Annotated in this window: 35 protein-coding genes and 2 tRNA genes; 21 read left to right on the forward strand and 16 right to left on the reverse strand. The window is 61.5% G+C overall.

Annotated elements, in window-relative coordinates; all coding sequences use genetic code 11:
- Window positions 1–151: 151 nt before the first annotated feature.
- Entirely contained in the window at window positions 152–2,251 is a 2,100-nt protein-coding gene (locus H5P29_RS22900; protein ID WP_154385164.1) for a catalase, read from the reverse strand.
- Window positions 2,252–2,598: 347 nt separating this feature from the next.
- Here H5P29_RS22900 and H5P29_RS22905 point away from each other — a divergent pair, with 347 nt between their 5' ends.
- From H5P29_RS22905 to H5P29_RS22925, 5 genes are all read left to right on the forward strand, one after another.
- Entirely contained in the window at window positions 2,599–2,910 is a 312-nt protein-coding gene (locus tag H5P29_RS22905; protein ID WP_154385163.1) for a PepSY domain-containing protein, read from the forward strand.
- Between the two features lie 50 nt (window positions 2,911–2,960).
- Window positions 2,961–3,578 (forward strand): general stress protein, encoded by a 618-nt coding sequence (locus H5P29_RS22910; protein WP_115732747.1) that lies wholly within the window; start codon window positions 2,961–2,963, stop codon window positions 3,576–3,578.
- Window positions 3,579–3,845: 267 nt separating this feature from the next.
- Entirely contained in the window at window positions 3,846–4,028 is a 183-nt protein-coding gene (locus H5P29_RS22915; protein ID WP_115732748.1) for a DUF3606 domain-containing protein, read from the forward strand.
- Between the two features lie 13 nt (window positions 4,029–4,041).
- A complete protein-coding gene (locus tag H5P29_RS22920) occupies window positions 4,042–4,323 on the forward strand; it encodes a hypothetical protein (RefSeq protein WP_115732749.1) in 282 nt (93 codons plus the stop codon).
- A gap of 225 nt (window positions 4,324–4,548) precedes the next feature.
- Window positions 4,549–4,773, forward strand: a complete 225-nt coding sequence (locus tag H5P29_RS22925) for a hypothetical protein (protein ID WP_154385162.1) — start codon at window positions 4,549–4,551, stop codon at window positions 4,771–4,773.
- On the opposite strand, the gene H5P29_RS22930 is transcribed toward H5P29_RS22925, so the two are convergent.
- From H5P29_RS22930 to H5P29_RS22950, 6 genes are all read right to left on the reverse strand, one after another.
- Window positions 4,748–4,930 (reverse strand): hypothetical protein, encoded by a 183-nt coding sequence (locus H5P29_RS22930; RefSeq protein WP_154385161.1) that lies wholly within the window; start codon window positions 4,928–4,930, stop codon window positions 4,748–4,750. The genes H5P29_RS22925 and H5P29_RS22930 overlap by 26 nt on opposite strands.
- A gap of 490 nt (window positions 4,931–5,420) precedes the next feature.
- Entirely contained in the window at window positions 5,421–5,696 is a 276-nt protein-coding gene (locus H5P29_RS32360) for a hypothetical protein (RefSeq protein WP_210252519.1), read from the reverse strand.
- Window positions 5,697–5,786: 90 nt separating this feature from the next.
- On the reverse strand, window positions 5,787–6,038 hold the full coding sequence (locus H5P29_RS32640; RefSeq protein WP_246670760.1) for a hypothetical protein: 252 nt from the start codon (window positions 6,036–6,038) through the stop codon (window positions 5,787–5,789).
- Between the two features lie 136 nt (window positions 6,039–6,174).
- Window positions 6,175–6,384: a cold-shock protein gene (locus tag H5P29_RS22940; protein ID WP_067966826.1), complete on the reverse strand. Its 210-nt coding sequence runs from the start codon at window positions 6,382–6,384 to the stop codon at window positions 6,175–6,177.
- Window positions 6,385–6,620: 236 nt separating this feature from the next.
- A complete protein-coding gene (locus H5P29_RS22945; RefSeq protein ID WP_195763178.1) occupies window positions 6,621–7,325 on the reverse strand; it encodes a hypothetical protein in 705 nt (234 codons plus the stop codon).
- A gap of 720 nt (window positions 7,326–8,045) precedes the next feature.
- Complete coding sequence (locus H5P29_RS22950; RefSeq protein ID WP_115732756.1) at window positions 8,046–8,300, reverse strand: DUF1344 domain-containing protein; 255 nt, start codon at window positions 8,298–8,300, stop codon at window positions 8,046–8,048.
- A 292-nt stretch (window positions 8,301–8,592) separates the two neighbouring features.
- Here H5P29_RS22950 and H5P29_RS22955 point away from each other — a divergent pair, with 292 nt between their 5' ends.
- From H5P29_RS22955 to H5P29_RS23005, 11 genes are all read left to right on the forward strand, one after another.
- A complete protein-coding gene (locus H5P29_RS22955; RefSeq protein WP_154385159.1) occupies window positions 8,593–9,093 on the forward strand; it encodes a ferritin-like domain-containing protein in 501 nt (166 codons plus the stop codon).
- A gap of 74 nt (window positions 9,094–9,167) precedes the next feature.
- Entirely contained in the window at window positions 9,168–9,332 is a 165-nt protein-coding gene (locus tag H5P29_RS22960; protein WP_185910175.1) for a hypothetical protein, read from the forward strand.
- Window positions 9,333–9,335: 3 nt separating this feature from the next.
- The gene (locus H5P29_RS22965; protein WP_371818583.1) at window positions 9,336–10,310 is read left to right on the forward strand and encodes an SDR family oxidoreductase; all 975 of its coding nucleotides are present in this window, start codon (window positions 9,336–9,338) and stop codon (window positions 10,308–10,310) included.
- Between the two features lie 54 nt (window positions 10,311–10,364).
- On the forward strand, window positions 10,365–10,589 hold the full coding sequence (locus H5P29_RS22970) for a hypothetical protein (RefSeq protein WP_154385158.1): 225 nt from the start codon (window positions 10,365–10,367) through the stop codon (window positions 10,587–10,589).
- 166 nt (window positions 10,590–10,755) lie between these two features.
- Window positions 10,756–11,325 carry a hypothetical protein gene (locus H5P29_RS22975; RefSeq protein WP_154385157.1) on the forward strand — a complete coding sequence of 190 codons (570 nt, stop codon included), beginning with the start codon at window positions 10,756–10,758 and terminating at the stop codon, window positions 11,323–11,325.
- Window positions 11,326–11,365: 40 nt separating this feature from the next.
- Entirely contained in the window at window positions 11,366–11,632 is a 267-nt protein-coding gene (locus H5P29_RS22980) for a hypothetical protein (RefSeq protein ID WP_154385156.1), read from the forward strand.
- A gap of 288 nt (window positions 11,633–11,920) precedes the next feature.
- Window positions 11,921–12,217 (forward strand): PRC-barrel domain-containing protein, encoded by a 297-nt coding sequence (locus H5P29_RS22985; protein WP_067963891.1) that lies wholly within the window; start codon window positions 11,921–11,923, stop codon window positions 12,215–12,217.
- Between the two features lie 323 nt (window positions 12,218–12,540).
- On the forward strand, window positions 12,541–12,969 hold the full coding sequence (locus H5P29_RS22990) for a hypothetical protein (protein ID WP_067966828.1): 429 nt from the start codon (window positions 12,541–12,543) through the stop codon (window positions 12,967–12,969).
- A 21-nt stretch (window positions 12,970–12,990) separates the two neighbouring features.
- The gene (locus H5P29_RS22995) at window positions 12,991–13,233 is read left to right on the forward strand and encodes a DUF982 domain-containing protein (RefSeq protein ID WP_083948634.1); all 243 of its coding nucleotides are present in this window, start codon (window positions 12,991–12,993) and stop codon (window positions 13,231–13,233) included.
- A 25-nt stretch (window positions 13,234–13,258) separates the two neighbouring features.
- Complete coding sequence (locus tag H5P29_RS23000) at window positions 13,259–13,462, forward strand: hypothetical protein (protein ID WP_154385155.1); 204 nt, start codon at window positions 13,259–13,261, stop codon at window positions 13,460–13,462.
- A gap of 238 nt (window positions 13,463–13,700) precedes the next feature.
- Window positions 13,701–13,877, forward strand: coding sequence for a hypothetical protein (locus tag H5P29_RS23005; RefSeq protein WP_154385154.1), 177 nt, complete (start codon window positions 13,701–13,703; stop codon window positions 13,875–13,877).
- A gap of 788 nt (window positions 13,878–14,665) precedes the next feature.
- On the opposite strand, the gene H5P29_RS23010 is transcribed toward H5P29_RS23005, so the two are convergent.
- Window positions 14,666–14,872 carry a hypothetical protein gene (locus H5P29_RS23010; protein WP_154385153.1) on the reverse strand — a complete coding sequence of 69 codons (207 nt, stop codon included), beginning with the start codon at window positions 14,870–14,872 and terminating at the stop codon, window positions 14,666–14,668.
- 350 nt (window positions 14,873–15,222) lie between these two features.
- Between H5P29_RS23010 and H5P29_RS23015 the strand changes: the two genes are divergently transcribed.
- From H5P29_RS23015 to H5P29_RS23025, 3 genes are all read left to right on the forward strand, one after another.
- Entirely contained in the window at window positions 15,223–15,915 is a 693-nt protein-coding gene (locus H5P29_RS23015) for an outer membrane protein (protein ID WP_154385152.1), read from the forward strand.
- A 314-nt stretch (window positions 15,916–16,229) separates the two neighbouring features.
- Entirely contained in the window at window positions 16,230–16,451 is a 222-nt protein-coding gene (locus H5P29_RS23020) for a hypothetical protein (protein WP_154385151.1), read from the forward strand.
- Window positions 16,452–16,689: 238 nt separating this feature from the next.
- Window positions 16,690–16,833 carry a hypothetical protein gene (locus H5P29_RS23025; protein WP_154385150.1) on the forward strand — a complete coding sequence of 48 codons (144 nt, stop codon included), beginning with the start codon at window positions 16,690–16,692 and terminating at the stop codon, window positions 16,831–16,833.
- 204 nt (window positions 16,834–17,037) lie between these two features.
- Here the strand turns inward: H5P29_RS23025 and H5P29_RS23030 are convergent, their stop codons facing one another.
- The 4 genes from H5P29_RS23030 to H5P29_RS23040 all read right to left on the reverse strand — a co-directional run bounded on the left by H5P29_RS23030 (window position 17,038) and on the right by H5P29_RS23040 (window position 18,245).
- The gene (locus H5P29_RS23030) at window positions 17,038–17,400 is read right to left on the reverse strand and encodes a phospholipid-binding protein (RefSeq protein ID WP_246670759.1); all 363 of its coding nucleotides are present in this window, start codon (window positions 17,398–17,400) and stop codon (window positions 17,038–17,040) included.
- Window positions 17,401–17,565: 165 nt separating this feature from the next.
- Entirely contained in the window at window positions 17,566–17,700 is a 135-nt protein-coding gene (locus H5P29_RS32835; protein ID WP_256438513.1) for a hypothetical protein, read from the reverse strand.
- A gap of 130 nt (window positions 17,701–17,830) precedes the next feature.
- A tRNA-Arg gene (locus H5P29_RS23035) sits at window positions 17,831–17,907 on the reverse strand.
- Between the two features lie 32 nt (window positions 17,908–17,939).
- The gene (locus H5P29_RS23040) at window positions 17,940–18,245 is read right to left on the reverse strand and encodes an ETC complex I subunit (RefSeq protein WP_067963894.1); all 306 of its coding nucleotides are present in this window, start codon (window positions 18,243–18,245) and stop codon (window positions 17,940–17,942) included.
- A 159-nt stretch (window positions 18,246–18,404) separates the two neighbouring features.
- Here H5P29_RS23040 and H5P29_RS23045 point away from each other — a divergent pair.
- Window positions 18,405–18,481, forward strand: a tRNA-Pro gene (locus tag H5P29_RS23045).
- 405 nt (window positions 18,482–18,886) lie between these two features.
- Here the strand turns inward: H5P29_RS23045 and H5P29_RS23050 are convergent.
- The 4 genes from H5P29_RS23050 to H5P29_RS23065 form a co-directional block, all read right to left on the reverse strand.
- A complete protein-coding gene (locus tag H5P29_RS23050; RefSeq protein WP_154385148.1) occupies window positions 18,887–19,552 on the reverse strand; it encodes an XRE family transcriptional regulator in 666 nt (221 codons plus the stop codon).
- Between the two features lie 656 nt (window positions 19,553–20,208).
- The gene (locus H5P29_RS23055) at window positions 20,209–20,859 is read right to left on the reverse strand and encodes an ANTAR domain-containing response regulator (protein ID WP_083948635.1); all 651 of its coding nucleotides are present in this window, start codon (window positions 20,857–20,859) and stop codon (window positions 20,209–20,211) included.
- Window positions 20,860–20,993: 134 nt separating this feature from the next.
- A complete protein-coding gene (locus H5P29_RS23060; RefSeq protein WP_067963900.1) occupies window positions 20,994–22,151 on the reverse strand; it encodes a transporter substrate-binding domain-containing protein in 1,158 nt (385 codons plus the stop codon).
- A gap of 144 nt (window positions 22,152–22,295) precedes the next feature.
- Window positions 22,296–22,556 (reverse strand): hypothetical protein, encoded by a 261-nt coding sequence (locus H5P29_RS23065; RefSeq protein ID WP_154385147.1) that lies wholly within the window; start codon window positions 22,554–22,556, stop codon window positions 22,296–22,298.
- A 201-nt stretch (window positions 22,557–22,757) separates the two neighbouring features.
- Here H5P29_RS23065 and H5P29_RS23070 point away from each other — a divergent pair, with 201 nt between their 5' ends.
- Window positions 22,758–24,818 carry a hydantoinase/oxoprolinase family protein gene (locus H5P29_RS23070; RefSeq protein WP_067966834.1) on the forward strand — a complete coding sequence of 687 codons (2,061 nt, stop codon included), beginning with the start codon at window positions 22,758–22,760 and terminating at the stop codon, window positions 24,816–24,818.
- The last annotated feature ends 37 nt before the right edge of the window (window positions 24,819–24,855 follow it).

A 24,855-nucleotide genomic window follows, 5' to 3' on the forward strand; every position in this document is an offset into this window, starting at 1 on the left:
GTGCAGCGGTTTTCCGTCAGGAATTGCGCAAAAACAAGAAGATAGAGAGATTCCGCGATTCGAAGAAAAGCGGAAACGCTCTAGAGGATACGCGCCGGCTCCGGCCAAGGCGAGCGGGCCACCGGACCCGCTCGCCTGCGTCTGACATGCGTCAGCGCGCTTCTCTCTTCCACACCCGCAATCTGCCCAGAGCCTCGACGAAAGCCGGCATGTCCCGCGGCGTGGCAAGGCGGATGACGCCCTCATCTTCCAGTGCGCCGTTGCCGCAAACCTTCTCAACCAGCCCCTTGGCAGCCGTGACATGGCCGATGAACTTGCAGTGCGCGAAAGCATCGGAGACAAAGTCACGAACATCGGGATTGTCCGACAAGGCTGGCATCGTCTTCTCGTCCGGCAGCAGCGCGACCGCGTCATAGAGCACCGAGGGCGCCCCGGCGATCATCTGGTCCGCCGGCACCAGGCTGCCGTCGCTCAACTTGGCCCCGCCGACCTTCGGCGCGATGATCTCGCAGCTGGCCCCAGCCTTGGCGATCGCGTCCTTGAGCGCCGAAAGCAGGGCGGCATCGGTGCCGTCGGTGACGAGAATGCCGAGTTTTCGTCCTTCGAAGCGCTCGGGTCCCTTGGCGAGAATGCTGAGCGAGGCTGCCGGCTCGAGATCCTGGCGCGTTGGCATTGCAGCGTCGGCCGCCTTGGGCATGGACTGCAGGCCCAGATTGGCGGCGACGCCATTGGCCAGGCCGCGATCGACATTGACCAGATGCGACACCATGCGCTCGCGGATGACCGGCGTCTTGACCTTGGCGAGTTCGAAGGTCAGCGCCGCTGCGATATGGGCCTGCTCCGGCGGGGTCTGGCTCAGGTAGAATTGTCTGGCCTGGCTGTAGTGATCGGCGAAGCTTTCAGCACGTAGCCGCTGCTTGGGGCCGGCCTCGACATCGGCAAAGGAGCGGAACCCGGCCTGCGGGGATTCGCGCGGCCCCTCGCCCCAGGAATTCGGCTGGTAGTTGGCGCGGCCGACCGGGTTGCGCATGGCCATGTGACCGTCCTGCTGGAAGTGATGGAACGGGCATTTGGGCGCGTTGATCGGAATGTGGGTGAAGTTGGTGCTGCCCAGCCTTTTGATCTGGGTGTCGAGATAGGAGAAGTTGCGGCCCTGCAGCAGCGGATCGTTGGAGAAGTCGATGCCGGGCGGCACATTCTGCGTCATGAACGCCACCTGCTCGGTCTCGGCAAAGAAGTTGTCGGGCATGCGATCGAGCACCAGGCGGCCGACCGGGACAGGCGGCAACAGCTCTTCGGGAATGAGCTTGGTGGCGTCGAGCACGTCGAAGTCGAAGCTGTCGGCGAACTCCTGGTCGAACAGCTGGACCTGCAGTTCCCACTCCGGGAAATTGCCGGCCTTGATCGCGTCCCAGAGGTCGCGGCGATGGAAATCGGGATCGGCGCCGTTGATCTTCACCGCCTCGTTCCAGACCACGGACTGGAGGCCGAGCTTCGGCTTCCAGTGGAACTTGACGAAGGTCGATTCATCCCTGGCGTTGACCATCCGGAAGGTATGGACGCCGAAACCCTCCATGAACCTGAACGAACGCGGGATCGCCCGGTCGGACATCACCCACATGATCATGTGCATGCTCTCGGGCGTCAGCGAAATGAAGTCCCAGAAATTGTCGTGGGCCGATTGCGCCTGTGGAAAGCCGCTGTCCGGCTCGGGCTTCACCGCATGGATGATGTCGGGAAACTTGATCGCATCCTGGATGAAGAACACCGGGATGTTGTTGCCGACGATGTCCCAGTTGCCCTCCTGGGTGTAGAGCTTGACGGCAAAGCCGCGGACGTCGCGCGCCAGGTCGACCGAGCCCTTGCTGCCGGCGACGGTGGAGAAGCGGACAAAGGCCGGGGTCTTCTCCCCGGCACGCTGGAAGATGTCGGCGCGGGTGTATTTTGCCAGCGACTTGTAGGTCTCGAAATAGCCATGCGCGCCATAGCCGCGGGCATGCACCACGCGCTCGGGAATGCGCTCATGGTCGAAATGGAAGATCTTCTCGCGCAGATGGAAATCTTCCAGCGCGGTCGGTCCGCGTGCGCCGATCTTCAGCGAGTTCTGGTCATCTGAGACCGGGCCACCCTGGGCGGTGGTGAGCACAGGGGTTGCGCCTTCGGCCAGCTGGTGCAGCTCGCCGCCTTCGCCGCGCTGGAGTTTCTGGTCATGGATCGTGGCAATCTTGCCGCGGTTCGTTGACTTGGCCATTGCTCATTCCTTGGAGAGGGGGTGCGGGTGCGCACATCACCCTCAATGCCGCGACGCCGGTGCGGTTCCCTTGGTTCTCGAAATGAAGTTGGGGCTCACGAAATGAAACGGGGGCTCGCGAAATGAAGTCTGGCCGCAACATATGAAATTGGCGTGGGCACTGCCGCCCGCCGGCTGAGCCGGCATTGGCCACATCCCGGCCGCCCCGCCGAGCCGCCCCGCTGATATGTCCGAGCGGCCATGGATGCCAGGCGGCCGACTGAGCCGGCGCGCCGAAATTGTGCCGGCACTTTTTGGGAACCAATCGTCCTGCCAACGGTTTTATTGTCGCAAGTCAGGAGAAAATAATGAAAAATCTTATACTTAGCGCGGCCATTCTGGCTGCCACGGCTTTCCATGCCCAGGCGCAGACCCAGCCGTCGACAGACCCTCAGACGCCGGCCATCGCCACGCCTGATACTGTCAATCCGACAGCTCCGGTAGCCGGCGCCAACAGCTTCACCGAAGCGCAAGCCAAGGCCAAGATCGAAGAGGCGGGCTTTCAGAACGTGACGGCGCTGGTCAAGGCCGAGAGCGGCATCTGGCAGGGCAAGGCGACCAAGGACGGCAAGGAAACAGCCGTTTCGCTCGACTACCAGGGCAACGTCGTCGCCCAGTAATCCGGGCCCAACATTTTCACCCCATTTCAGGACGTAGAAGGAAGATCACCATGGTAAGTGTGACAGGATTGTTCGACCATTATTCCGACGCACAGGCAGCGGTCGAAGAGCTGCACCGAGCCGGCATTTCGCATGACGACATCAGTGTCGTGGCGAGCAATGTCGACGGCTCATATGACGCCCGTTCGTCGGATACGGCAGACGCTGCCGGCACCGGCGCGGGCATCGGCGCCCTTGTTGGCGGCACAGGCGGCCTGCTCGCCGGCCTCGGCGTCATGGCAATCCCCGGGGTTGGCCCGGTGGTGGCAGCCGGCTGGCTGGCGGCGACCGCCGCAGGTGCTGCGGCCGGTGCACTCGCAGGCGGTGCGACTGGCGGTCTCATCGGGGCATTGACCGATTCCGGCGTCCCCGCCGAAGACGCCCATGTCTACGCCGAAGGCGTGCGACGGGGTGGCACGCTGGTGACCGCACGCGTCACCGAAGGCGCTGAAGAAGACACCGCAAGGTCCATCCTGCACAACGCCAATCCAGTCGATGTCAGCGAGCGCCGGGCAGCCTATGCCGATGGCGGCTGGACGGCCTTCGACGAAACGGCCGACCCGTACTCGCCCAAGGACATCGAAGAAGAACGCCGGCGCTACGCCACCCGCATCCCTCCGGTGGTCTGATCGCGCCGTAGTCTGGCCCCCCGTAGTCTGGCCCGCATAGTCTGGCCCCCATAGTCTGAACCGGTGAGCCGCCGCTGTCTTGTCTACGACGCGGCGGCAAAACCTTGAAATGCCGAGGGGCGAGATGCCGAGGGTGAGATGCTGGCGGCCCGATCTCCCGATCGGGCCGCTTGGCTAGCACGGCACATAGCTGCCGGCCGAGGGATCGATTCGCCCGCATGCGCGTTTCATCACTCTCTAATACAGGCTCTTATACAGGAGGCCGACATGCCGGACGATCCGAAGAAAACCGCTGAGGACCGCAAGCTCGTCTCGAGGCAGGAGTATGAGATCGAGGAATTTGCGCGCAAATATGATCTGATGCGCGGCGAAGCCGCGGCGATGATCAGGCGCTATGGCCCATCGCGCCGCAAACTTGACGCCATCATCACGCAGCGCCCGCGCGGGTAGATGGTCAGGACAGATGCCTGAACAGAGCCAGCCCGCCGCATTCAGCGTCGACGAGACGGTCAGTCTCAGGTCCCGTGCCGGCGTGCCGCTGGGCACGCCCAACAGCTTCACCGTCAAGACGATACTGCCCAGCGACAACGGCCACCGTCACTATCGCATCCGCAGCATGGAAGAGGCCTTCGATCGCATCGTGCCCGAGGCCAATCTGGTCGCCGCGGACCAGTGCCAGACGATTCATGACGATGAAGCCCGACGGAATTTCCGCATGCGCTTTGCGCCCAAGCGGCGGCGATAGCGATGCTCTTTATGCGCGCACATTGGCACGTCAGCCCCCTCAAATACCGTCAAAGATAGTCGCTGACGAAGACGACGGCAAAGCTGCTCAATTTCCGGATGCAACCGCGCAGCTGTGGCTGTTCCCGTTATGAGGGTGTATAGTCGAGACATCGACGATAACTGGAACGGGCATCGTCGGCTGCGAGCGAAGATCAGGCTTCCGCCCCACTTACGGGAGGAAGCTATGAACAGCTCCTCGAACATCTCGGCACTGGATTTCGAAATAGCCCTGGGCGCGTTGCGCCGCATATCCCCCTTGCCGACCGACCGGTCCGACCTTGATGCGCTGGCACGAGGCCTGATCGCCGAACTATGTCCCGACAAGGCCTATCCCGACGCCCTCATAGAGGCGTTGGTGCAAGCTGCGGCAAGCGAACCTCACCCTATCCGCCGGTACGACGCAGGGTAGCCAGGCGCTGGTCGGCATGCGATTCCGCCACCGACAATAGAATGTCGACGTCGTCGAAACTTCTGCGATCATGCAGATCGGCGATCCGTTTCCTGAGCAGCCTGAGGTCGTCACGGATGGCTTCAGCGTCACTCAGGTGATTGCTGGTGGTCTTCATTGAATTCTGCCTGTCGGGGAGGTGCGGCCCTGTTGGCTGGCGAAGAAAGCAGGCGCCACGTCATCGGCAGCCTGCACAACGGACAAGCGCCCGCTCGTAAGCTCAATAGCCGAGATCATCACAGGTTCCATGGAAAAGGCCTGCCGGATGGGGCACATCCGGCAGGCCTGGTGTGAGCATGACCGGAGGGGGGAGGCCATGCTCGCGACTACAACGCCTGTCGTCCCGATAAGTTCCCTGGGCGAAGGCCTGCCGGAGGGTTTTCTCGCACTGCGCGGAAAGAAACGCTCAGGCACTGATATCGGTGGGCCTCGCGACAAACCTCGCTGTCGAACGCCCGACGGTTGGGGTCGTCGCAGCCAGATCAAGCCCGGTCGCCAGATCAAGCCCGGTCGCCAGATCAGGCCCGGTCGCCAGATCAGGCCCGGTCGCCAGATCAGGCCCGGTCGCCAGATCAGGCCCGGTTGCCAGATCAGGCCCGGTTGCCAGATCAGGCCCGGTCGAATGTGAACGATGTGAGCAAGGTGGTCACGAAATTGCTGGCCTTTTCCTTGACCAGCATATTCGTCCAGTCGTCCGTGCCGCGCAGCCTCAGGTCGGTGTAGATGCTGTCGACAGCCGCCTCTTCGATGCGCTTGATATGCGCCATGAAGGCAACCTCCCCGTCCGCGCGATACATGTCACGGATGACCATGCGCAAGACCTCCTGAATCGCTATTTGCCAGGCGGTATTGATCGCGTTGATTTCATTCGTGTCTTCTGACATCGAGGTTCCTTTGGGTGGCTTGCCCCTGGACAATGTTCACCCTGGGTTTGAGCAGCCGCCTGATGGCGCGCGGATGAAGGGGCGTCCGCGTCAGACCTGTCTCGTAACAGCTGCCGTCCGTTGGTCTCGGATCGCTGGGCCAGGAGCGATCGCGGTCGCCCCTGCACGATCGTGCAGTTCCTTTGCAAGGCGCGCTTGACGAAGCCGGAGCGTCTTTTCCGCGCGCGAGCGAACGAGCACGTCCACCGCATCGAGGGGGGTGTTGCGTGCGAAAAATTGCGATTGCGCACGGCTGAAGGCAATCTCGGCCTGTTGGCGAGATTTGCTGTGTGTCTGAAACAATGGGTTTTCCGATTGGGAGGCCGCATAGGGTGCGCGGCAATAAAAAAGGTCAGGCGGACTGCCTGACCTTGATCGTTATCATGCTCTCACAGTGCCAGTACATCCGTGGTCAACGGAGAGACAGATACTGTATGGCTTAGGCGGCCTGCAGATTGCAGGCAGACATCTTGCCGGACTTGTTGTCGCGCTCCATCTCGAAGCCGATCTTCTGGCCCTCGACGAGTTCGCGCATTCCGGCGCGCTCGACGGCAGAGATGTGAACGAACGCATCCGCGCCGCCATTGTCGGGCTGGATGAAGCCGAAGCCTTTGGTGGAATTAAACCATTTAACGGTGCCAGTGGTCATGATGAACCCTTTCATAGCAAAAAGTGGACCACAACGCCGAATCGCTGCGGATGGTGATAGCGATTTTTGAAAGAAAAGGTTCGTTCAGGGCGCGGTGCCAAACGCGCGGTAACCAAAGCTCAGCAAGCAAATATCGATGATGGACATGTAGGGCAGCCCTGTCGCGTTGTCAACTCCAGCTTTTGGACTTCAGCGGATTCGACATAAGGTTGTACCGCGCGGGCCGGAATGGGCGGTCAGTCCAAGCCATGAACCCGGGTGAGGTGGATTTCGGCGGCCACATAACCATTGGCCGTCAGCTTGGAGACGACGGTAATGTCGCCCTTGATAGTGTCCTTGGTCCAAATGTCTTGGGCTGTAACCGGTTCAACAAGTTTCATACGCAAACGTGCGTCCGAAATCCCTTTTGGCACGGCAGCCCAACCGGTGTTGATCTTGTCCTTGTCCTGAGCGTGGATTTCTATGGTTACGTCGCTGTGGCTCTCATAGCGTTCAAAATCCTCCTTTGCGCTAAACTCCTCGGAGTAAGGAATTTCCCTGATTACTTCTGGCTCAATCCGTTCACGATCAAACAAGATCGGTGCCCCACCCTCGCGCTGGCTGGGAATAAAGAACCCCTGGACAGCCTTTACCAAGCGCTTGACGGGACCATGCCTGCCGTACTTGGCGTCCAGAATTTTGCGAATTTCATCCTCGGTTTTTCCCGTGTTCGAGGAGAGCTGGGCGACCATGTTTTGGAACTTGCGCTCAAGGGAACCATTTTCCACGGCCTTCAATGCGGCGTCCTTCAAAAATGAAGCGCCGTAAAACAGGACGATCATCGTCACGACTGTGACAAGCGAGTCGTACGAATCCGGAATATCAACCTTAAAGAGGTCCTCAAGCATGGGCGGAATCTCTGTCTTCAAATCGTCTTGGAAAGCGACGATCAGCGCCACCATGAATAGCTCCCGAAGGGGGCTTTCTTGGGACAAAGAGCGAACATTTATTTGACTGCGCTCGATATGAACACCGTCGATCAGGCTCGGAAGTAAAGAAATTGCGTCTTGGATGGCAATGTCCGCAGCTTGCAGAGCCGCAATTACGTCGACCAAAGGTGTCGTGCCCTTTGTGTCGTAGGTTATCTGTATAGGTAGCCTGTATTCCCCCATAGACCAAGAAAAGCAGAAATCGACTGACTTGAATAGCCGTGGATCATGGCTCTGAGATGAGACCGCTGAAACCCGCTTCTCGCTGATGGCGGACCCCGACATCAACCGCAAATGTCGACAACGTCTGCCAGCCAGGCAACGGGGGCGCCCATAAAGCGCTTACAGCGCACCAACGTGGATCAGCGACGGCGTCTTGTAATCCGTCGGCGTGTTCGGAACGGGACGGTGACAGATACTTGGTCAATAGCGCGCACTCACCCGGAAGGGACAAGCTCTTCAGAACACTCCGCTGCACAATGCCCTCGCATGTAGCCTTCGCGGGCATCCCAATAATCGACCTTCTGGACTCGGCGTGCATTGGCCGCAGTGGCCACCTCTGGCAGCAAGCTCTTGCCGCCCTCCAGAGTGCTGACTTCGTCTCCTTGATGTATTCATGATTGCAAAAAGCCCCGCCACCTCAAGGCAGCGGGGCTCGATCTGGAGAACCAGATTACATGCTGGAGAACCAGATCACATCGGCGGCGACAGCGTCACCTGCGTGACCTTTGTGATGTCGTCGCCGTCCATGGTGACCACCACCTTCTTGCCGACCGCAAGCTCAGCGGGAACGGCAACGTCGGCGCCGACCGTGAAGCTCTTGCCGTCCTCCAGCATGATGACCTTGGTCTCCTTGTTGTATTCCTTGATCACGCCTTCAGCAGTTCCTGCGAAAGCCGTGCCGGCAAGGAACAGCGTGGCGCCAAGCGCCAGAATGAGCTTTTTCATTTTTTGATTTCTCCTGGCCTTTCAGGCGTGTTTGCCTCCAGGCCACTCACTCAACCTTCTCGCGCCACTATGGTTGCCCTGGCTTACCGAGATAACAGGGGCTGACCGAGATAACAGGGGCTGGCCGAGATCACAGGGGCTGGCGAGATAACGGGGGCTGGCCGAGATAACTGGCGCGCACGCTGTTGCCGATGCAGCAGCGGCGGCGATGTCCGGATCTCCTCGATCCTCTGGAACTGTAAGCGCCATCAGTCGTTCTGGCCCCGAGGGATCTCAACCAAAGGAGCCAACCATGCCGACCAAAGAAAAGGGCCTTGAAGACCTCTTCCACGACACCCTTCGCGACATCTACTATGCGGAGCGCAAAATCCTGAAGGCGCTGCCCAAGATGGCCCGCGGCGCCAGTTCCATGGAATTGAAGGCGGCGTTCGAGAAACACCGCGACCAGACCGAAGGCCATGTCGAGCGCCTGCAGCAGGTCTTCGCACTGATGGACAAGCCGGCCAAGGGCAAGACCTGCCCCGCCATCGACGGCATTCTTGAAGAGGGCGAGGAAATTCTCGCGGACTTCAAGGGTACGGCTGCCGGCGATGCCGGCCTGATCTCGGCTGCCCAGGCGGTCGAACATTATGAAATCACCCGCTACGGCACGCTGCGCCGCTGGGCTGAAATCATGAAGATGCCGGAGGCGGCCGAGCTTTTCGCTGCCACCCTGGCCGAGGAAGAGACCACCGACAAGGATTTGACCATGCTGGCAGACAGCAAGGCCAACCGCCAGGCCTTGGCCGCATGATCAACCGTCCTGCAGCTCTGCCGAACAAACCGGCAGAGCCGCGGGACCCCTCAAGAGCAACCGCAGGCGCGACCATGAAATCGACGACCCCACCTCTCCCAACCGATGACGAACTCGTCAGACACCTCGTGGAAACCAGCGATCTGTCGCCGCTCCAGGCCGCAGAACTTGTCAGGCTGCATGGCCGGGACCGTCAAAAGCTCGAGCAGATGGCCAAGATATTCAAGGCGGAGGGTTAACCGGTGGCTTCCTTGCAGCCAGCCGCCGCCGCAGGCAGGCAACGGGCAATACAGGCAAAGATAGACAAGGACGACGGGCGCAAGGCGCCGCGCAAAGCCAGGCCCGCCAAGGCGATGCAGGCCGGCGCCAGACGTTATCCTGCGCCGCCCTTCCCGAAGCAGCATCTGCCGAAACCCGGCCACGAAACCGCGGTCGAGCCGGCGCCGATGTATGACGCGCCCTATTATCTCGGCTCACAAAAGCTCGCCGGCAAGGTCGCGCTGATCACCGGCGGCGATTCAGGCATAGGTCGAGCGGTTGCGGTGCTGTTTGCGCGGGAGGGCGCCGACATCGCCATCGGCTATCTCAGCGAAGACGTCGATGCGAAGCAGACAAAGCTCGCCGTCGAAGCGGAAGGCCGCAGCTGCATCCTGCTTCGCGGCGATGTCAGTTCGCCCGCCGCATGCCGCAAGGCGGTGGCGAGGACAGTCAAGCAATTCGGCAAGCTCGACATCCTCGTCAACAATGCCGCCTTCCAGGTGCATTCGGCCGATATCGCCGACCTCACCGAGGCGCATTTCGACACCACGCTCAAGGTCAATCTCTACGGCTATTTCCACATGGCCAAGGCAGCGCTCGCGCATATGGGGCCAGGCGCCGTCATCCTGAACACCGGCTCGGTGACCGGCATCAGGGGCAGCAAGGAGCTGGTCGACTATTCGATGACCAAGGGCGGCATCCATGCCTTCACCAGGGCGCTTGCCGCCAACCTTGTCGATCGCGGCATCCGCGTCAACGCCATCGCGCCCGGACCGGTGTGGACGCCGCTGAACCCGTCCGACAAGCAGGCGCAGGACGTGGCGCAGTTCGGCGCAAAGACTGCGATGAAGCGTCCGGCCCAGCCCGAGGAAATCGCCCCCGCCTATGTGTTCCTCGCCTCGTCGCACTGCTCCAGCTACATCACCGGCGAGATCCTGCCGATCATCGGCGGCTACTGAGAAAATGCCTGCCGGCCGAGGCCGGCACGACACGTGCATGCAAAGGTGAGCGCCATGTTGCCGCCCGAAATCATCGACAACCCCGACCTGTCCATCGATGAGAAGATCGGTCGTCTGCGCAACCTCGATGCCAGCCTGCGCAGCCTGTACCGGGCGCTCTACCCCGGTGAAACGCCGTGGGACGACCTGGCCGAGATCGAAACCGGAATCCGCAGCCTCGAACAGATGCTGCCGTCGGGAACCACGGTCGATCGTTGCCGCGACGACGACAGACAATGACACGTCCCGGGTCCCGACCAAGGGGTTACCGGGACCTCCGCCGCTGCAAGGACCTGACGGCGCTGGCCGACAACAAGGCCAATCGTCAGGCACTTTCGGCATGATCCATGACCACCGGCCGGTCGTCTCGCGCAGAGGGCAGGCCCATGACCTCGAGAGGGCAGAGATGAGCAAGGCATTGTTGGCACTCCCGCTGGCGCTGATGTCGCTGTCGGCGGCCCCTGCGACGGAGAAGGACTTTCTTCAAACGCTTTCCGGCAGTTGGCAGGGCTCCGGCCAGGTCCGGCTGCGGCCTGATACGGCGCCGGTCCCGGTCGTCTGCACGCTGCGATCACGCAGCAAGGGCGCTTCGCTCAATCTGGACGGCAATTGCCGGGCAAAAATCGTCTTCTCCAGGCGCATCGGCGTCGATCTGCGCGCCGAAGGGGCGCGTTATTCCGGCACCTATGTCGGTTCACGTCGCGGTGCGGCCAGCCTTGCGGGCAGACGCAGCGGCGATACTGTCACGCTGCAGATCAACTGGCCTGACCGCGGCTCAGGCGCGCGGGTCGCCACCATGCAGGTGGCGAGCAGGATTGCCGGCAAAATGCGCATCGTCACTGTCGAACGACACCCGCAGACCGGAAACCGGGTGGTGACGGCTGATATCGCCTTCAGCCGCAACCAGACGGGCCTCTTTTACAGACGCACATTTTTTGAGCCGGGCGGCATCCTTCGCTGCGTGGGGGAACCCTAGCTGAGCACGGCGGGTTGTTGACAGGAAACGGAGACCCACCATGGCCAAGACAGCAACGCGGCAAAGCCCAGCCGAACCCAGGCCGGCACTGCCCCCGGACAATCCGACGCCCAGGGTGAAACCGACGCCCCAGGACAAACCGACGCGCAACGACAAACCGACGCCCAGGAACGAACCGACGCGCAACGACAAACCGACACGAGACACGCGGGACGACCCGTCAGCCAATCCGGACGCCGACGAAAACCAGCCCGACACCGCGCCCCACAAGGACGTCGAAAAGCTTCAGCGCAAGCTGAAGCGCTGATGCACCAAAAAGAAAGGCCTGCCCACGTCTCCGTCGGCAGGCCGTCAGGTTCTGGGATGCGCAGCCGGGAAAGGGACGAAACCGGCTACATGTGCAGTGTCTAAACCCGACAACAGCGCCGAAGTTCCATCGTTGGGTGAGCACCCAGCCGAGCCCCGCCCGGATCGAACCGCGAGCCGGCACACCCGCAGCTGCCGCATCACGATCACAATTGCCGCCGCGCGGCGGGTTTGTCGGAACGGATCGCCGACTGGATGGTTTCGCCATTCCCCCCAGAGGAGATCAGTCATGGACCACAGCAATCACGTCCGCCTCACCGAGGCCGAACTCACGCCCGATCTGCTTGCCGACACCACCATCTATGGCCCCGACGACGAGGACATCGGATCGGTGTCGCATGTCCACGGATCCGGCAGCACGGCCCAGGTGATCATCGATGTCGGCGGCTTCCTCGGCATCGGGGCAAAACCGGTCGCGGTGCCCGTCAGCCAGCTCGATTTCATGCGCGACCAGGATGGCGAGGTCCACGCGGTGACATCGTGGACGAAGGACCAGTTGAAAGACATGCCGGAGCATCTCGACTGATCTGCATGTCGCGTCAGTGGCGCGGGATGGGCCCGCGCCACGGGGCAGGCGCGCACCTTCACGCGAAATGGCCATGATTGGCCGCCGGTGAAAGATGCGGCGCCCGGACATCTGGTTCTGGCGCCCGCCTCTGCCGGCGCCTGCAGGTTGCGGGCCGCGTGCGCGGCCAGTGAGCGCGCCGCCAAGCGAACGCTCACTTCTTGATGATATCCCTACAGTAACGCTTGTTCACGATCCCGTGAGGGCGGCCCCACAGATCGAAATAATGTGTTACACTTCGTGAATGCTCAATCTCGCAGCAATCAATGCGGAAGGAGCCCGAAATGAACCAGGCGAACAATGACCGGAAGTCCTTGGATCAGAGGATTTCAGATTACAGACCAAGCAAGAAGAGTTTGGCTTGGTCAATTGTGATCAGCGCTATTTTGACCATGATATTCGGTTTTACTGCTGGAGGCTGGGTTACCGGCGGATCCGCGAGGCTTATGGCGACGGTGGCAGCGCGGGATGCCGTGGCGGAACTGGCCTCTACGGAATGTGTGAACCGCTTTCTCGGTGGCACCGATGCGGCCCAAAGACTGACCGACCTGAAAGCTCTCAGTTCCTGGCAACGAGATGACTTTGTCAAAGACGGCGGCTGGAGCCAGTTCGGGTCGGAGGAAGTCGCAGGCGCTGCCGTGATGTGCGCTGACAAGCTCGCAGCCATGGACGGCGTGCCCGAAACGACGTCCTCGGCGGCGGTCGAAGGATAGCCCCGCGCCGGGAGTTTCAACATGGACAAGGAATTCAACCCACCGGTGGTGATAGCACGCGAGAACCGAGCCGGACGCAGGACGATAGCGTCCGCCTGGGAAGCGCTGGAGTGGTTGCGACTGCGAAGACCGGCTTGCACAGGCCCGCGATACCGTTCGGCCGTTCGCATATGTCGCGATGTGCTCGATGGGTTGCGGGCTCCCCCGGACGCCCGCCGAGCCTTCATATCAGCCGCCAGGGAGGTTGGCCGGCGTGTGTTCTGACGTGAAATGAAGGGGGTGGAGAGGGATGAAGTATCGCGACGTGCAGGAAAGGCTGAGGATGGTTGGCATCGTCATGAGCAAGTCCCAGGGCCGCATACGCATCAACCACTTCGGGGCGACTGCGGAAACCGCGTATTTCACCGATTGCCTCGAGGATGCGCTTAAGACGGGGCAAGCTATGGCCGAGCCAAGTGCACTGCCCGAAGCGTGGTGTGCGGAACGCACATAAGACTTCAGGAGATGGAAGGACGGCAGGCGATCTCCTGAAGCGACCGCCCGGATCGGGAGGAACATCCGGGCGGTCTTTTCCGTTGGGGATGACCGCTGCCCAGAAGAATGAACGCCAACAGGATCGGCGACTGCCGAGGATGTGGCGCACGTGATCGTCGCCGTGAACTGTGCGCTGTAGAACGCTCTTCCGGCTGCGATGACGTGGCCGCGTCTGCTGCAACAGGAAGGAGAGCTAAGTGGCTTTGTCGGTCAGCGCGATTTTTATCCTGCTCGCGGTTGCCCTGTTGCCTGTGCTCACAAACTTCCGAACGTCGTTGCCTGGCGGCGATGTTGCCGCGTTTGTCGTTTATCCGATCGCCATCCTCGCATTGGCAGCCTTCGGAATAGCCGGCGCCATCGCTGCGCTCTTTTAGGCGCAATCGACCCGCCAAGGGCACTTGGCGCCAGAATGACCTATTGTCGGAACATTGACGGTTGCTGATATGCGCCACCGTCGACTGCGAGCGATTATCGGCAAGCTTCCGCCCCGAAACATGAGGGAGGATGCCTTGAAAAGCTCCACGGTGTCGGCCTTCGAATTCGACCTACCCTCAGCGCTCTCCATAAGATCGTAACACGCGATCTGTCCAAGCGGCCGAGCCTGGCGCGACTTAAGCCATTGAATTAAGTGGCGATCCCGACAGGATTGCCAAATCCGCAAAATTCATTGTGGAATCAAGGACGTCCGCCCGAACTTCCAAATGAACTGGCCCACTGATTCAGTTACAGAATTGTTGTGCCGCCCTACCCGCTGATACGGTCAAGGAGATGGTGATGAGAGTGCTTGTTTGTGGTGGCCGCGGCTGGTGCGACATCCTCGCAATGATGACGGTCATGGATGAGCTGAATGATGCGCATGGCCCAAGCCGCCGGATCTTCTTCCCGACCATCTCCCTGGAACCGGAGAAAACGCGCTCGACCTTGAGGAACCCATGGCCGCCGGGGACACTCTCACACTTCATCCGACCGGAAAGAGAATCGACGTCAACGTCGCCGAACAGTTGGATCAGGTCCGTCGGGTAATAGACGTGAGCTCGCCTGCATAGCGCACCGAACCTCGACCAAATCGCGGGCATCGTTCAGCTTGGACAGCGGAAAGGGTGTGGTTCGGCTCGGCTGCGGCATGAGAACGAAATAGGAACAAACTCCTTTTGGAGTCAATTCACATCATGTCGGAACCAAGCTCCGCGGCCAGCTTTTCGAGGCCGTCGACTGACCCTTGATAGGACGCTGCATAGCGCGGAAACAGCTCCTGCTGGTTCCTGTAAAATGCGAGCCACTTCGGCAGGTCCGAGATTGGATAGGTGTTTGTCCAGTCACCATTCGCCATCGTGAAGGTGCCGGCTGCAGAATCATAAGTGACGTTCATGCCCCGCCCTAGCGCGCCGGTTGGCAGTTGAAAACCACCGCCCCAATTGACGCCGCACCCGCCGTGACATGACTGGCTTCAACGAAGCGTCCCGTGACGTCTACCCCGGCACGCTGGCGCCGACGGCAACCGAGCCTGGCGCCCGCTTCATTCCACCCTCCGGCAACGGGCGGGCGCGCCATTTTCTAATCCATTGCTGGCCGCATCCCTGCTTTGCCTCAGCGAGCCAAATGAGTTGCAGCATTGCAACTAGGGAGCGCCAAAGGTTAGGCCCCGAAGTAGATTGTGTTTGCTAAATTAGTTCCGCTACGTAATGCTTGAGGCAACTCTTAACTGGAGGGGGTACCTGGATGAAAAACTTCCTTGTCGCGACTACCTTTCTTTTGGCAATCGCCGGATCTGCTAACGCGGCAGATGTCGTGGTCGAAGAGCCTGCTCCTATCGTCCCAGCAGGCTTTGTCTGGACGGGTGGATATGTCGGTATTCAAGCCGGTTGGCAGTGGGGTAGAGACCACACCGAAGAGTTCTTCGGTGGCGTCGCCACTGGTTTCGATGAAGACCTCGACAGCGATGGCTTTATTGGGGGTGTCCACGCCGGTTACAACTGGCAGTCAGGACAGGTGGTCTACGGTATCGAGGGCGATTTCGAGTTCGCCGCTGTCGATGGCGGATACCGCCTCGACAACGGCAATGGCACTGACTTCGATATGAATTGGCAGGCGTCCATTCGTGGCCGACTTGGTTTCGTTCCGATGGAGCGTCTGTTGGTCTATGGCACTGTTGGCGCCGCTTTTGCCAACCTCGAATATACCTACGTCAGCGCCAACACGACGTTTGAATCGTTTGACGAGACGAAAGTCGGTTGGACGGCCGGCGCAGGCATTGAGTATGCCGTTACCGACAACATCACCACCCGCTTGGAATATCGGTATACCGACTTCGGAAGCGTTTCCAATTTGTCGGCGGTCGCTTTCCCAGGCTTTACCTATGATCACGACCCGCAGTTCCATGCTGTCCGTGTCGGTCTCTCATACAAGTTTTGAAGTTTGGACTGATCCATGCTCTTTGACCCCGGCTCAGCGCCGGGGTTTCTTTTTGTGCGGACCGCGGCATCGGCCTGACAGCAAAAAGACATCAAAGCCAACCGGTCGGAATGCCAAGATCTAATGCACGCCAGCACCGCACATTGGCTAGGTCGCCCTCATCCCTTGGGCTGTTGCCCGCAACCATGCCCACCCCACCACGCAATGCGGGCGGCCCGACTTGGCAACAACCAAGCAGGCCGCTTTCGCAATCCTTGACCCTTGAAATCCGTCCTCGCCTGAATACGATTTAGGCATAGCGGGAGGATCTGACCATGGGCGACGCTCAGTACCTCAATCACAAACTCGAATGTCCTTACTGCGGCACCATTCGCCTGCGCATTCCTGACGATGTGCAGCCGGATTCCCCGATCTCGCGTGAGGATTGTGGCCGACATCTTGGTATGTGGGATGAGTTGCAAACCGACTTTGAACGCCAGGGCGGTGCAGATGGTGTATTTCGTATCGATAAGGGCCGGATCAGACGCCTAGCGTGAGTTGCTTGGAGCGTGTCCACAGAGACAAAGGCCCGCCGCTTTGCCTCGGCAGGCCTTTGCCCTCAACGTGGTTGAAAGGGTTCACCACGTCACCCGCCTCGAACCGGGTTATCCTCACAATTCGATAGATCGGTTTCGGTTCCGCAGACTCGCCGAGACAAAAACCGCTGTCCGTTGGAACTTGCGGTGGGTGCCAACGTTCCAATGCCGAACCTCTCTCTCACCCGGAGCAAATGCAATGGCCACGACCAAGGCAGGCGGCAAGGACTCGCTCTCGAAAAAGGGGACCGAAGCTTCCAAGCATCTTCAGACGGCGACACCGAAAAAGGAAACCGGGGAAAAGAAGGTCGATGAGGGAAAGCGAGCGAAGCCATCAAAATAGTACAGCGGGATCTCGCGAACCGCCATTCGCCCACAGGAAATGAACCCGGCGACGATCGTAAGCAGCACGCAGCAGCGGCTATACGCCGATTAAGGCATCAAGATAGAACAGGATCTCGTCGATGCGGTTGAGCGGTGTCTCGCCAAGACGCGAAAGCCCCGCGACCTTACGGCGGCGGGGCATTGTGTCCTGCGGCGCTAGAGATCATTTCTTTGAGAATGGCCGGGTCGCTGACCCACTTGCCAGAGCCTTGCCGCTCTCATCAAGCGCCTTCACCGTAATCTTGTAGAAATGTGTACCAGAAGGTGGGCAAGGCCCTTTGTACTTGAAGGCGCCGTAGGGCAATTGGCTCTGGCCGCTGAATGCTACGTTGCCGCCGCCATGATTGTAGCTCGCATTCTGATCAATCATCTTGATCTCGAGCTTCACCGTTCCCTCTGGCACATTCGAGAGCACGATCGGTGGGGACTTTGAATCGAAGCATTTCTTGGTTGGGCCCCATTCAAAGGAAACGGCCATGCCGGCAGCAAACGAGCTGGAAGTGACCACCGACAACACGGTGGCCATGACAAAAAGTCTTCGCATTCTCTCTTCCCCCTAGTCGACGCTGAAGGACCTCCCCTCAGGTTGCCCCGACCACAACCATTGATAGGCGATTCCGGAGGACCACGTCACAACAAAAAGCCCTCGCCAGCCGAGGTCAGTGGGGCATATACAAACGATACATTTTGATCACGGCAGCTTGAAGCCTCCGCCCATCATGAAGGCGACGATGGCCAGGATGATGCCGCTGATGACCAGCTTGGCGATCCAGTTGAGCGTGCCGCTGACGCCATCGATCTTGGCGTCGAGCGTCGAAAACCGCACAGTCGAGCGATGCCGTCATTCTCCGCATGGAGAAGAACCCATGACGAACATTTTCGACAAACGCTATGTAAACCGGCAGGAATCCTTGCCTTCTGGCGATCTATTTGATAGGCTAACACATTGAAAAGATTGGCGATCCCGACAGGATTCGAACCTGTGACCATCGGCTTAGAAGGCCGGTGCTCTATCCAGCTGAGCTACGGGACCGCTGGCCGGCGGGGCCGGCGTGATCGTGGACGTCAGTGCGTCCAGGGCGTCCTGCGGTCATAACGGAAATTGTCGGAGTAGGAAATCTGCCGGCGCTTGGCTTCCTTCGGCTCCTGCACGCGGAAGGCGATGCCTTCCTTCTCGGCGTAGGCGACAGCTTCTTCGCGGGTCTCGAAGGTCAGCCGGATCTGGCTCATCATGTCGCCGGAGCTGGTGTAGCCCATCAGCGGGTCGATCTTCTTCGGCTTCTCGGCGTCGAATTCGAGCACCCAGTGCCCGGTCTTGGCTTTGCCCGACTGCATGGCGGTCTTGGCAGGGCTGAAAATTCGCGCGGACATTAATTCCCTCATTCGTGAGTCCGCAGCGAGCGCGGACATCCAGATGCGCCCGTCATTTACTGCGCAATCGCCATTGCTGCAAGGCGAAAGCCGGTTTCCGCTTTTTTGCCCTTGCCATGTCGAGCGGAAGCCACTAGGCACGGCGTCGAAATGTGATTTCGGAGTGTAGCGCAGTCTGGTAGCGCATCTGGTTTGGGACCAGAGGGTCGGGAGTTCGAATCTCTCCACTCCGACCATTTTCTCCCCGCGACAGCTTTTTCCCAGGACATCGATCTGTCCGCCCATGGCATCTGGCGTGCGATGGCAACGGCCTTGCGCATCACGCCACAGCCATGCGCAGGCGAATCGCGCGCGATGGAACGGCCGACATCGGCCAGCGCTCAGCCCGTCCCTGCCTTCCGGCATGACGCGACCGAAAGGAAACGCACCGGCAGCTCAAGCAACTGCTCGGGGCCGTGCGGTGCTGCGGGTGCAGAAAGAGCACTGGTTCTCAACCGCTTGAGCCCGGCGGCAAGGTCACGGCATGGCAACTGTATTCAAGCGGTCCAGAAAGCTCTCCTGCTTCCGCCCCAGGTTCCTCATCCTCGCGCCTCTGCCATGCCCAGTTCAATCGTGGGCAATGGAATGCGCCCGGCCCTCGCTCAGCCCTTTCTGGACGGCCGCCATGACGCGACCGACAGGTACCGCACCGGCAGCGTCAGCAGCTGATCGGGGCCGTGCGGGGCGGCTGCGTCGAAGAACAGGCTGTCATCAGGGGCCATGCGGTAAAGCTCCATGCCGTGGCGCCAGACCATCTCGCCTTCCAGCAGATAGATGAATGTCGTGCCGGCATGCTGGCGCAAGGCGGGGCGGTCGGCGTCATCGGTCAGGAAAACGAGACAGGGGTCGACCGAGACACCGGCGGCATCGGGGACGACATAGCCGAGCGGGCGATGACCGGCGCGCGTGCCGCAGCGCTCGGTTGGCAAGCCGGCCTTCACGAACCTGGCGTCGCGCAGTTCCTCGGACGGTTTCAGCAAGACGCTCAGCGGCACGGCCAGGGCGCGCGACAGCTGGTGCAGCGTGGTCAGCGACGCCGAGATGATGCCGTTTTCGATCTTCGACATCATGCCGAGCGACAGGCCGGCGGCCCGTGCCAGCTCGATGATGGTCATGCCATGCCTTCGCCTGCAGGCCCTGACCTCGCGGCCGATGGCCATTTCGAGCCGGTTGCCGGCAGCGCCGCGCAGGGCGTGCGGGTCCTGGTTCAACGCCAGAGCCGCGTCGGCCATGTCGCCTCCGCCGAAGTCGAGGCCTGAAATTGTCATGCGCGTCACCTCCTGAAATGCCCATGTCGCCGGTCTCGTCGGCTCCCTGTTGCCGGCATCTTTCACCGGCATCCTTCACCGGCATCTGTCGCCGGCGTCTGCCACCGGCATCTGTCGCCGGCGTCTGCCACCGGCATCTGTCGCCGGCGTCTGCCGCCCTATCGCAACGACCGCCGGTCGCGACGGCCCGACCCGAACTCCGCCCCCTAATTCCGGCACCCGTTTGCACGCCGGCGCGACGTCAGTGGTCTGCGGACCTCGGCTGCGGCGCGAGGCGGCCCGCCTGGTTGCATCCAGAACGCAAAAAGCTCCCGGCGGGGTGACCCGCGGGAGCTTTTTTGCTCTGCCATCGGCCCGCATCGGTGCGGGCGCGATGGGGTGAAGCGTCAGGGATTTAGCCGGTCATGTCAATGGGAATCCGGGGGGGCATCCGGGGGGCGTCCCGGGGTGGATCTCTGGGACTCGGGGCGGACACGTCGAGGGGGCTCCGGCGCGCCGGCACTGCATGCGTCACGGGCCACGCGGGCTCGGGCCGAATGGCGAATCGCCTCAAGCGCGACGGCGGCGCGCCGGCAATGCGCCACAGGCCCGCACCGCCGGCATGTCAGACCGGCCCCAGCAACCGCGGCGTGCATCGGCCCCGCTCCCGGAGATGCCTAGGCAACGGCCTCCTTCACCGGCAGCTTGAGCGCGTCGCTGGCGTTGATGATGGCGAGCGCGATCGCCTCGATGGTGGTGCGCTTGTTCATCGCCTGCTCGCGCAAGGTCTCGTAGGCAACCTGCTCCGACACCTTATTGGTGGCCATCAGGATCTCCTTGGCCTTGTCGATGTCGCGATGCGCCTTGAGCTTGGCGGAGAGCCGCTCGACGCGGATGCGCAGCCGCTCTTCGCGGCGGTGGTTGTTGACGCTCAAAAGGATGTTGGCGAGGATTCCGAACGTCCTGAGCGGCAGGCCGATCACCGCCTGCGCCCTGAGCCGCAGCACCTTCTCGACGATGATCGGGTTCTCATAGTCGACGATGGCGATCAGCACCGCCGGCGGGTCGTCGGCGTTCCAGTTCCAGCTGATGCCGCCTTCGACGAGCGGGCGGATGAAGGCGAACACCACGTCGATATTGGCAGGAATTTCCGCCGGCGGCGGCCAGTTGGTCTGGACCTGGCAGCCGATGCGGTTGAGGTGCTGCCAAAGCTCCTCGCCCTCGCTGCTCTTGGGCTGCAGCAGAAGCACACGCAGCGAGCGTATGTCCTTGATCTGGATCGGCGCTGATCCGTCATGCGGCGCCACGTGGGGGCTACGTGATACCATTGGTCCTCATTACGGCAATGTCGTCGGCAACAACGCTTGCCCAGGGTGTCGTTTGCCCTGATGTCGGGCGGTTTCTTGTCCCCATGCCCCTCGGCACAGGGTCATCGCTGAAGTCCCTTGCCTCCCAGCACGGGTCATAAGGAATGCATGGCCAGGCGCTCCCCCCATTCCTCGGGATTGTAGCTGGCGAGATAGGGATCGGGGCGGATGGCCGTTGCCGATCTCGACAGGATCTCGAACTGGCCGTCCTCGCGCGCCCGCGCCACCCGCGGCCACACATAGGTATGCGCATTGTCGGGGTCGATGCGGATGCGTCCTTGCGGGGCGTCGAATTCCGAACCGAGAATGGCCGGCCTGAGCGTCTCGACATCGTCGGTGCCTGTCTTGCGCAGCGCATTGGCCACGACATGGACCTGGAAATAGGCCGCCTCCCAGCACATGTTGGTCACCGCATCGCTGCCGAACCTCTTCTTGTAGCGCTCGACGCAGCGTTCGTTCTCAAGCCCGCCGACCGACTGGAAATAGCTGGCCGAGGTGATGTGGCCGGCGCCGACGTCGATGCCCATCGCCTGGATGTCGGTTTCGCTGGTGGTCAGGCTGGCGATCGGCATCGCCCTGGCATCGAGGCCGGCTTCGGCGAAGGCCTGGTAGAAATGGACGATGCTTTCGCCGACGAAATTGCAGAAGATCACGTCAGGCTGCTTGCGCTTGATGTCTGCTATCAGCGGCTTGTAGGCCGAGCGCCGGGCGTCGAGCTTGAGATAGCCGCGGCCCGCCACCTCGCCGCCATGCCTCAGCAACATCTCGTTCATGATGCGGTCGGACTCGCGCGGCCAGATATAGTCGGAGCCGACCATGTAGAAGCGCTGGCCGACATGATTGAGCAGATGCTCGCCGAGCTGGACGCTGTTCTGGTTGGGGGCGGCACCGCAATAGATGGCGTTGCGCGAATATTCGAAGCCCTCATATTGCGCGGGATAACAGAGCAGCCCGTTGCGGTGCTCGACCGCCTTCAGCACCGCCTTGCGCGTGCTCGACATGTAGCAGCCGAAGATGATCCGGACGCCGTCCTCGACAAGCAGGCGGTTGGCGAGGTGGTGATAGGCAACCGCATCGCAGCCCGGATCGTAATGGACGGCAACAAGCTCACGGCCGTCGATGCCGCCTGCTTCATTGACCTCGTCGATGGCAAACAGCGTCGCATTCAGCATGCTGCGTTCCATCACCGAAGTGACGCCGGTCTCAGAGAACAACACGCCGACCTTCATCGGCTCCTCGGTTCTTGTCGCCATCGATTGCCAACTCCGTCAGATTGTTCATCCGCGAACTCGACACAAAAAAAGCGCCCAGCGCGGGTTACCGCAGCAAGCGCCTTTGCTCGACTGATCGGGACATCGCTGTCCTTGCGTAAACTGTGCCTCAAGCGCCCTGCCCCGTCAACTCGCTTGCGCCTGGGCAAACGATATCAGGCAACTGCCCTGTTCCGGCAAAGCCTGTCCGACGCTCGCAGGCGAGCCGACAAACCGCCAGACACGTTGCTTTGCCTGATGTTGCGCCGATCGGACGAAATCCCGGTTGACAGAAATCGGGAAGTTGCGGATGATCATCGACATCAGGCCTGCGACGCTGCGGGCTGAGACCAGAGCAAAAAGGCTCCCGCGGTTCATCTCCGCCGGAGCCTTTTTGCGTTTTACCACCAGTGCGCTGCGCGCCCCGTCTCTTCGGCTGCGCAGACAGCAACGACGCTGACGATACCCATTGCCGCTTCGAGCGACTGACCTCGCTCGCACCCCGAATTCCCTGGGATTCCGCAAGGATTCCAGACGTGCGGAGCTGTGCCAAACGGCCCCGCCCGGCGGAAGCACGACAACACCCATCAGCCTGAGGAGGAACTGGACGTGAACAAGGTAGAGACATTTGGCACTGCGGTGCGTGTGGCCTGCGATGTGGGCGGCACATTCACCGATGTGTGCATCCTGAACGAGGCTTCCGGCAAGATCCATGTCGCCAAGACGCCGACCACGCCGGACCCGATCGACGGCGTGCTCAAGGGCATCGAGGCGGGCGGCGTCGCGCTGCGCGACATCATCCTGTTCTCGCATGGCACGACGCTTGCCACCAATGCGCTGATCACCCGCCGCTTCCCGCCGGCCATCATGGTCACGACCAAGGGCTTTCGCGACGTCATCGAAATCCGCCGCGGCACGCGTGACGATCTCTGGGACACCTACAAGGAAATGGCCCCGCCCTATCTGCCGCGCCGCGACCGCCTGGTGGTGACGGAGCGCATCGACTATTCGGGCAAGGTCATCGAAGGCGTCAATGAAGCCGAGGCGCGCGAGCTCGCCCGCGTCATCAAAAAACGCAACGTCAACAACGTCGCCATCTGCTTCGTCAATTCCTTCGTCAATCCCGCAAACGAGCAGCGCATGCGCGACATCCTGCTCGAGGAACTGCCCGGCGTGTCGATCTCGCTGTCGAGCGACATCATGCCCGAGATCTTCGAGCATGAACGCTTCAACACCACGGTCGCCAACACCGTGCTCGGACCGGTCGCCGGCCAGTATGGCGCCGAGCTCGAAAGCCGCATGCAGGACGGCGGTTATGCCGGCGACGTGCTTTTGCTGCATTCCGGCGGCGGCGTCATGACCGCCAAGGGCGCCACCAAATTTGCCGCGCGTCTGGCGGCATCGGGCATCGCTGCGGGTGCCATTGCCAGCCGCTTCATCTCCGAGCTTGCCGGCTACAAGAACTCGATCAGCCTCGACATGGGCGGCACCAGCACCGACATCAGCCTGTGCTCCGACGGCCATCTCCACGTCACCAATGACTGGCATGTCGAATATGGCTATCCGATCCGCTTCCCCAGCATCGAGGTCCTGACCATCGGCGCCGGCGGCGGCTCGCTGGCCTGGCGCGACGCGGCCGGTGCCTTGCGCAACGGACCGCAATCGGCCGGCTCGACGCCGGGACCGGTGTGCTACAACCAGGGCGGCACGGAGCCGACCAACTGCGACGCCAATGTCTATCTCGGCCGCCTCGGCACCAAGCTCGCCGGCGGCAGGGTCGAACTCGACGTCAAGCTGGCCGAAAGCGCCATCAACCGCGTCATCGCCGAACCGTTCGGCATGGATGCGGAACAGGCGGCACTGTCGATCCTCAAGGTCGCCAACGCCAACATGGCCGACGCCGTGCGGCTGGTGTCGCTGCGCAAGGGCTACGACCCGCGCGACTTCGCGCTGGTCGCCTTCGGCGGCGCCGGTGCCCTGCATGGCGTGGCGCTGGCCCGCGACCTCTACATCCCCGTGGTGCTGATCCCGCCAAATCCCGGCGTCACCTCGGCCATGGGCTGCCTGCTCGTCGACATCACCCATGACATCACCCAGATGTACACCGACACGGTCGGCGACATCGACATGGCCGAGCTCAACAGCGCCTTCCGCCTGCTCGAAGAAGACGGCCACGACCGCCTGCTGAGCGAGGATATCTCGCCCGACCAGATGCTGTTCCAGCGCTACATCGACATGCGGTATCTCGGCCAGTGGCGCTCGATGTCGATCCCGGTCAGCGCCGACATCGAAAATCTCGACGAGGCGGTCAGGCAGTTCCACGAGGAGCATGGCCGCGAGCACAATTATTCGCGGCCCGACGCCCCGGTCGAGGTGTGCCGCATCCAGGTCAAGGCCACCGGCCTCAACCGCAAGGCGGAGCTCGCCCGGCACGAACTGCGCACAGCACCCTTGCCCGCCCCCGTCGGCGAACGCCTGGTCCGCTTCGACGAAGCGCCGGAGCGCATCAAGACCCCGGTCTATGACCGCTCGACCCTGCATGCGGGCGCCGTCGTCGCCGGCCCCGCCATCATCGACCAGCTCGACTCGACCATCGTCGTGCCGCCCGGGATCAAGGCCGAAGTGGACGAGTACCTGATCATCAGGATGCACGTCCCGCAGCAGTCCTGAACGACCGAGCTTTAGCCCTCACGCAAATTCTGAATTG

The organism is Aminobacter sp. MDW-2, from assembly GCF_014250155.1.
Classification (GTDB): domain Bacteria; phylum Pseudomonadota; class Alphaproteobacteria; order Rhizobiales; family Rhizobiaceae; genus Aminobacter; species Aminobacter ciceronei.

Excerpts from the sequence above, each read along its gene's own strand:
- H5P29_RS22955 (WP_154385159.1), top strand. The coding sequence starts at position 8,593 with ATGCCGACCAAAGAAAAGGGCCTTGAAGACCTCTTCCACGACACCCTT.
- H5P29_RS23020 (WP_154385151.1), top strand. The coding sequence starts at position 16,230 with ATGGGCGACGCTCAGTACCTCAATCACAAACTCGAATGTCCTTACTGC.
- H5P29_RS22940 (WP_067966826.1), bottom strand. The coding sequence starts at position 6,384 with ATGACCACTGGCACCGTTAAATGGTTTAATTCCACCAAAGGCTTCGGC.
- H5P29_RS22990 (WP_067966828.1), top strand. The coding sequence starts at position 12,541 with ATGAACCAGGCGAACAATGACCGGAAGTCCTTGGATCAGAGGATTTCA.
- H5P29_RS32360 (WP_210252519.1), bottom strand. The coding sequence starts at position 5,696 with ATGTCAGAAGACACGAATGAAATCAACGCGATCAATACCGCCTGGCAA.
- H5P29_RS23040 (WP_067963894.1), bottom strand. The coding sequence starts at position 18,245 with ATGTCCGCGCGAATTTTCAGCCCTGCCAAGACCGCCATGCAGTCGGGC.
- H5P29_RS22910 (WP_115732747.1), top strand. The coding sequence starts at position 2,961 with ATGGTAAGTGTGACAGGATTGTTCGACCATTATTCCGACGCACAGGCA.
- H5P29_RS22915 (WP_115732748.1), top strand. The coding sequence starts at position 3,846 with ATGCCGGACGATCCGAAGAAAACCGCTGAGGACCGCAAGCTCGTCTCG.
- H5P29_RS22945 (WP_195763178.1), bottom strand. The coding sequence starts at position 7,325 with ATGGTGGCGCTGATCGTCGCTTTCCAAGACGATTTGAAGACAGAGATT.
- H5P29_RS22900 (WP_154385164.1), bottom strand. The coding sequence starts at position 2,251 with ATGGCCAAGTCAACGAACCGCGGCAAGATTGCCACGATCCATGACCAG.
- H5P29_RS22980 (WP_154385156.1), top strand. The coding sequence starts at position 11,366 with ATGGCCAAGACAGCAACGCGGCAAAGCCCAGCCGAACCCAGGCCGGCA.
- H5P29_RS23055 (WP_083948635.1), bottom strand. The coding sequence starts at position 20,859 with ATGGTATCACGTAGCCCCCACGTGGCGCCGCATGACGGATCAGCGCCG.
- H5P29_RS23030 (WP_246670759.1), bottom strand. The coding sequence starts at position 17,400 with ATGGCCACCGTGTTGTCGGTGGTCACTTCCAGCTCGTTTGCTGCCGGC.
- H5P29_RS22985 (WP_067963891.1), top strand. The coding sequence starts at position 11,921 with ATGGACCACAGCAATCACGTCCGCCTCACCGAGGCCGAACTCACGCCC.
- H5P29_RS23025 (WP_154385150.1), top strand. The coding sequence starts at position 16,690 with ATGGCCACGACCAAGGCAGGCGGCAAGGACTCGCTCTCGAAAAAGGGG.
- H5P29_RS22905 (WP_154385163.1), top strand. The coding sequence starts at position 2,599 with ATGAAAAATCTTATACTTAGCGCGGCCATTCTGGCTGCCACGGCTTTC.
- H5P29_RS22950 (WP_115732756.1), bottom strand. The coding sequence starts at position 8,300 with ATGAAAAAGCTCATTCTGGCGCTTGGCGCCACGCTGTTCCTTGCCGGC.
- H5P29_RS22970 (WP_154385158.1), top strand. The coding sequence starts at position 10,365 with ATGTTGCCGCCCGAAATCATCGACAACCCCGACCTGTCCATCGATGAG.
- H5P29_RS23010 (WP_154385153.1), bottom strand. The coding sequence starts at position 14,872 with ATGAACGTCACTTATGATTCTGCAGCCGGCACCTTCACGATGGCGAAT.
- H5P29_RS23000 (WP_154385155.1), top strand. The coding sequence starts at position 13,259 with ATGAAGTATCGCGACGTGCAGGAAAGGCTGAGGATGGTTGGCATCGTC.
- H5P29_RS23050 (WP_154385148.1), bottom strand. The coding sequence starts at position 19,552 with ATGACAATTTCAGGCCTCGACTTCGGCGGAGGCGACATGGCCGACGCG.
- H5P29_RS23015 (WP_154385152.1), top strand. The coding sequence starts at position 15,223 with ATGAAAAACTTCCTTGTCGCGACTACCTTTCTTTTGGCAATCGCCGGA.
- H5P29_RS23060 (WP_067963900.1), bottom strand. The coding sequence starts at position 22,151 with ATGGCGACAAGAACCGAGGAGCCGATGAAGGTCGGCGTGTTGTTCTCT.
- H5P29_RS22930 (WP_154385161.1), bottom strand. The coding sequence starts at position 4,930 with ATGAAGACCACCAGCAATCACCTGAGTGACGCTGAAGCCATCCGTGAC.
- H5P29_RS22995 (WP_083948634.1), top strand. The coding sequence starts at position 12,991 with ATGGACAAGGAATTCAACCCACCGGTGGTGATAGCACGCGAGAACCGA.
- H5P29_RS22925 (WP_154385162.1), top strand. The coding sequence starts at position 4,549 with ATGAACAGCTCCTCGAACATCTCGGCACTGGATTTCGAAATAGCCCTG.
- H5P29_RS22960 (WP_185910175.1), top strand. The coding sequence starts at position 9,168 with ATGAAATCGACGACCCCACCTCTCCCAACCGATGACGAACTCGTCAGA.
- H5P29_RS22920 (WP_115732749.1), top strand. The coding sequence starts at position 4,042 with ATGCCTGAACAGAGCCAGCCCGCCGCATTCAGCGTCGACGAGACGGTC.
- H5P29_RS22975 (WP_154385157.1), top strand. The coding sequence starts at position 10,756 with ATGAGCAAGGCATTGTTGGCACTCCCGCTGGCGCTGATGTCGCTGTCG.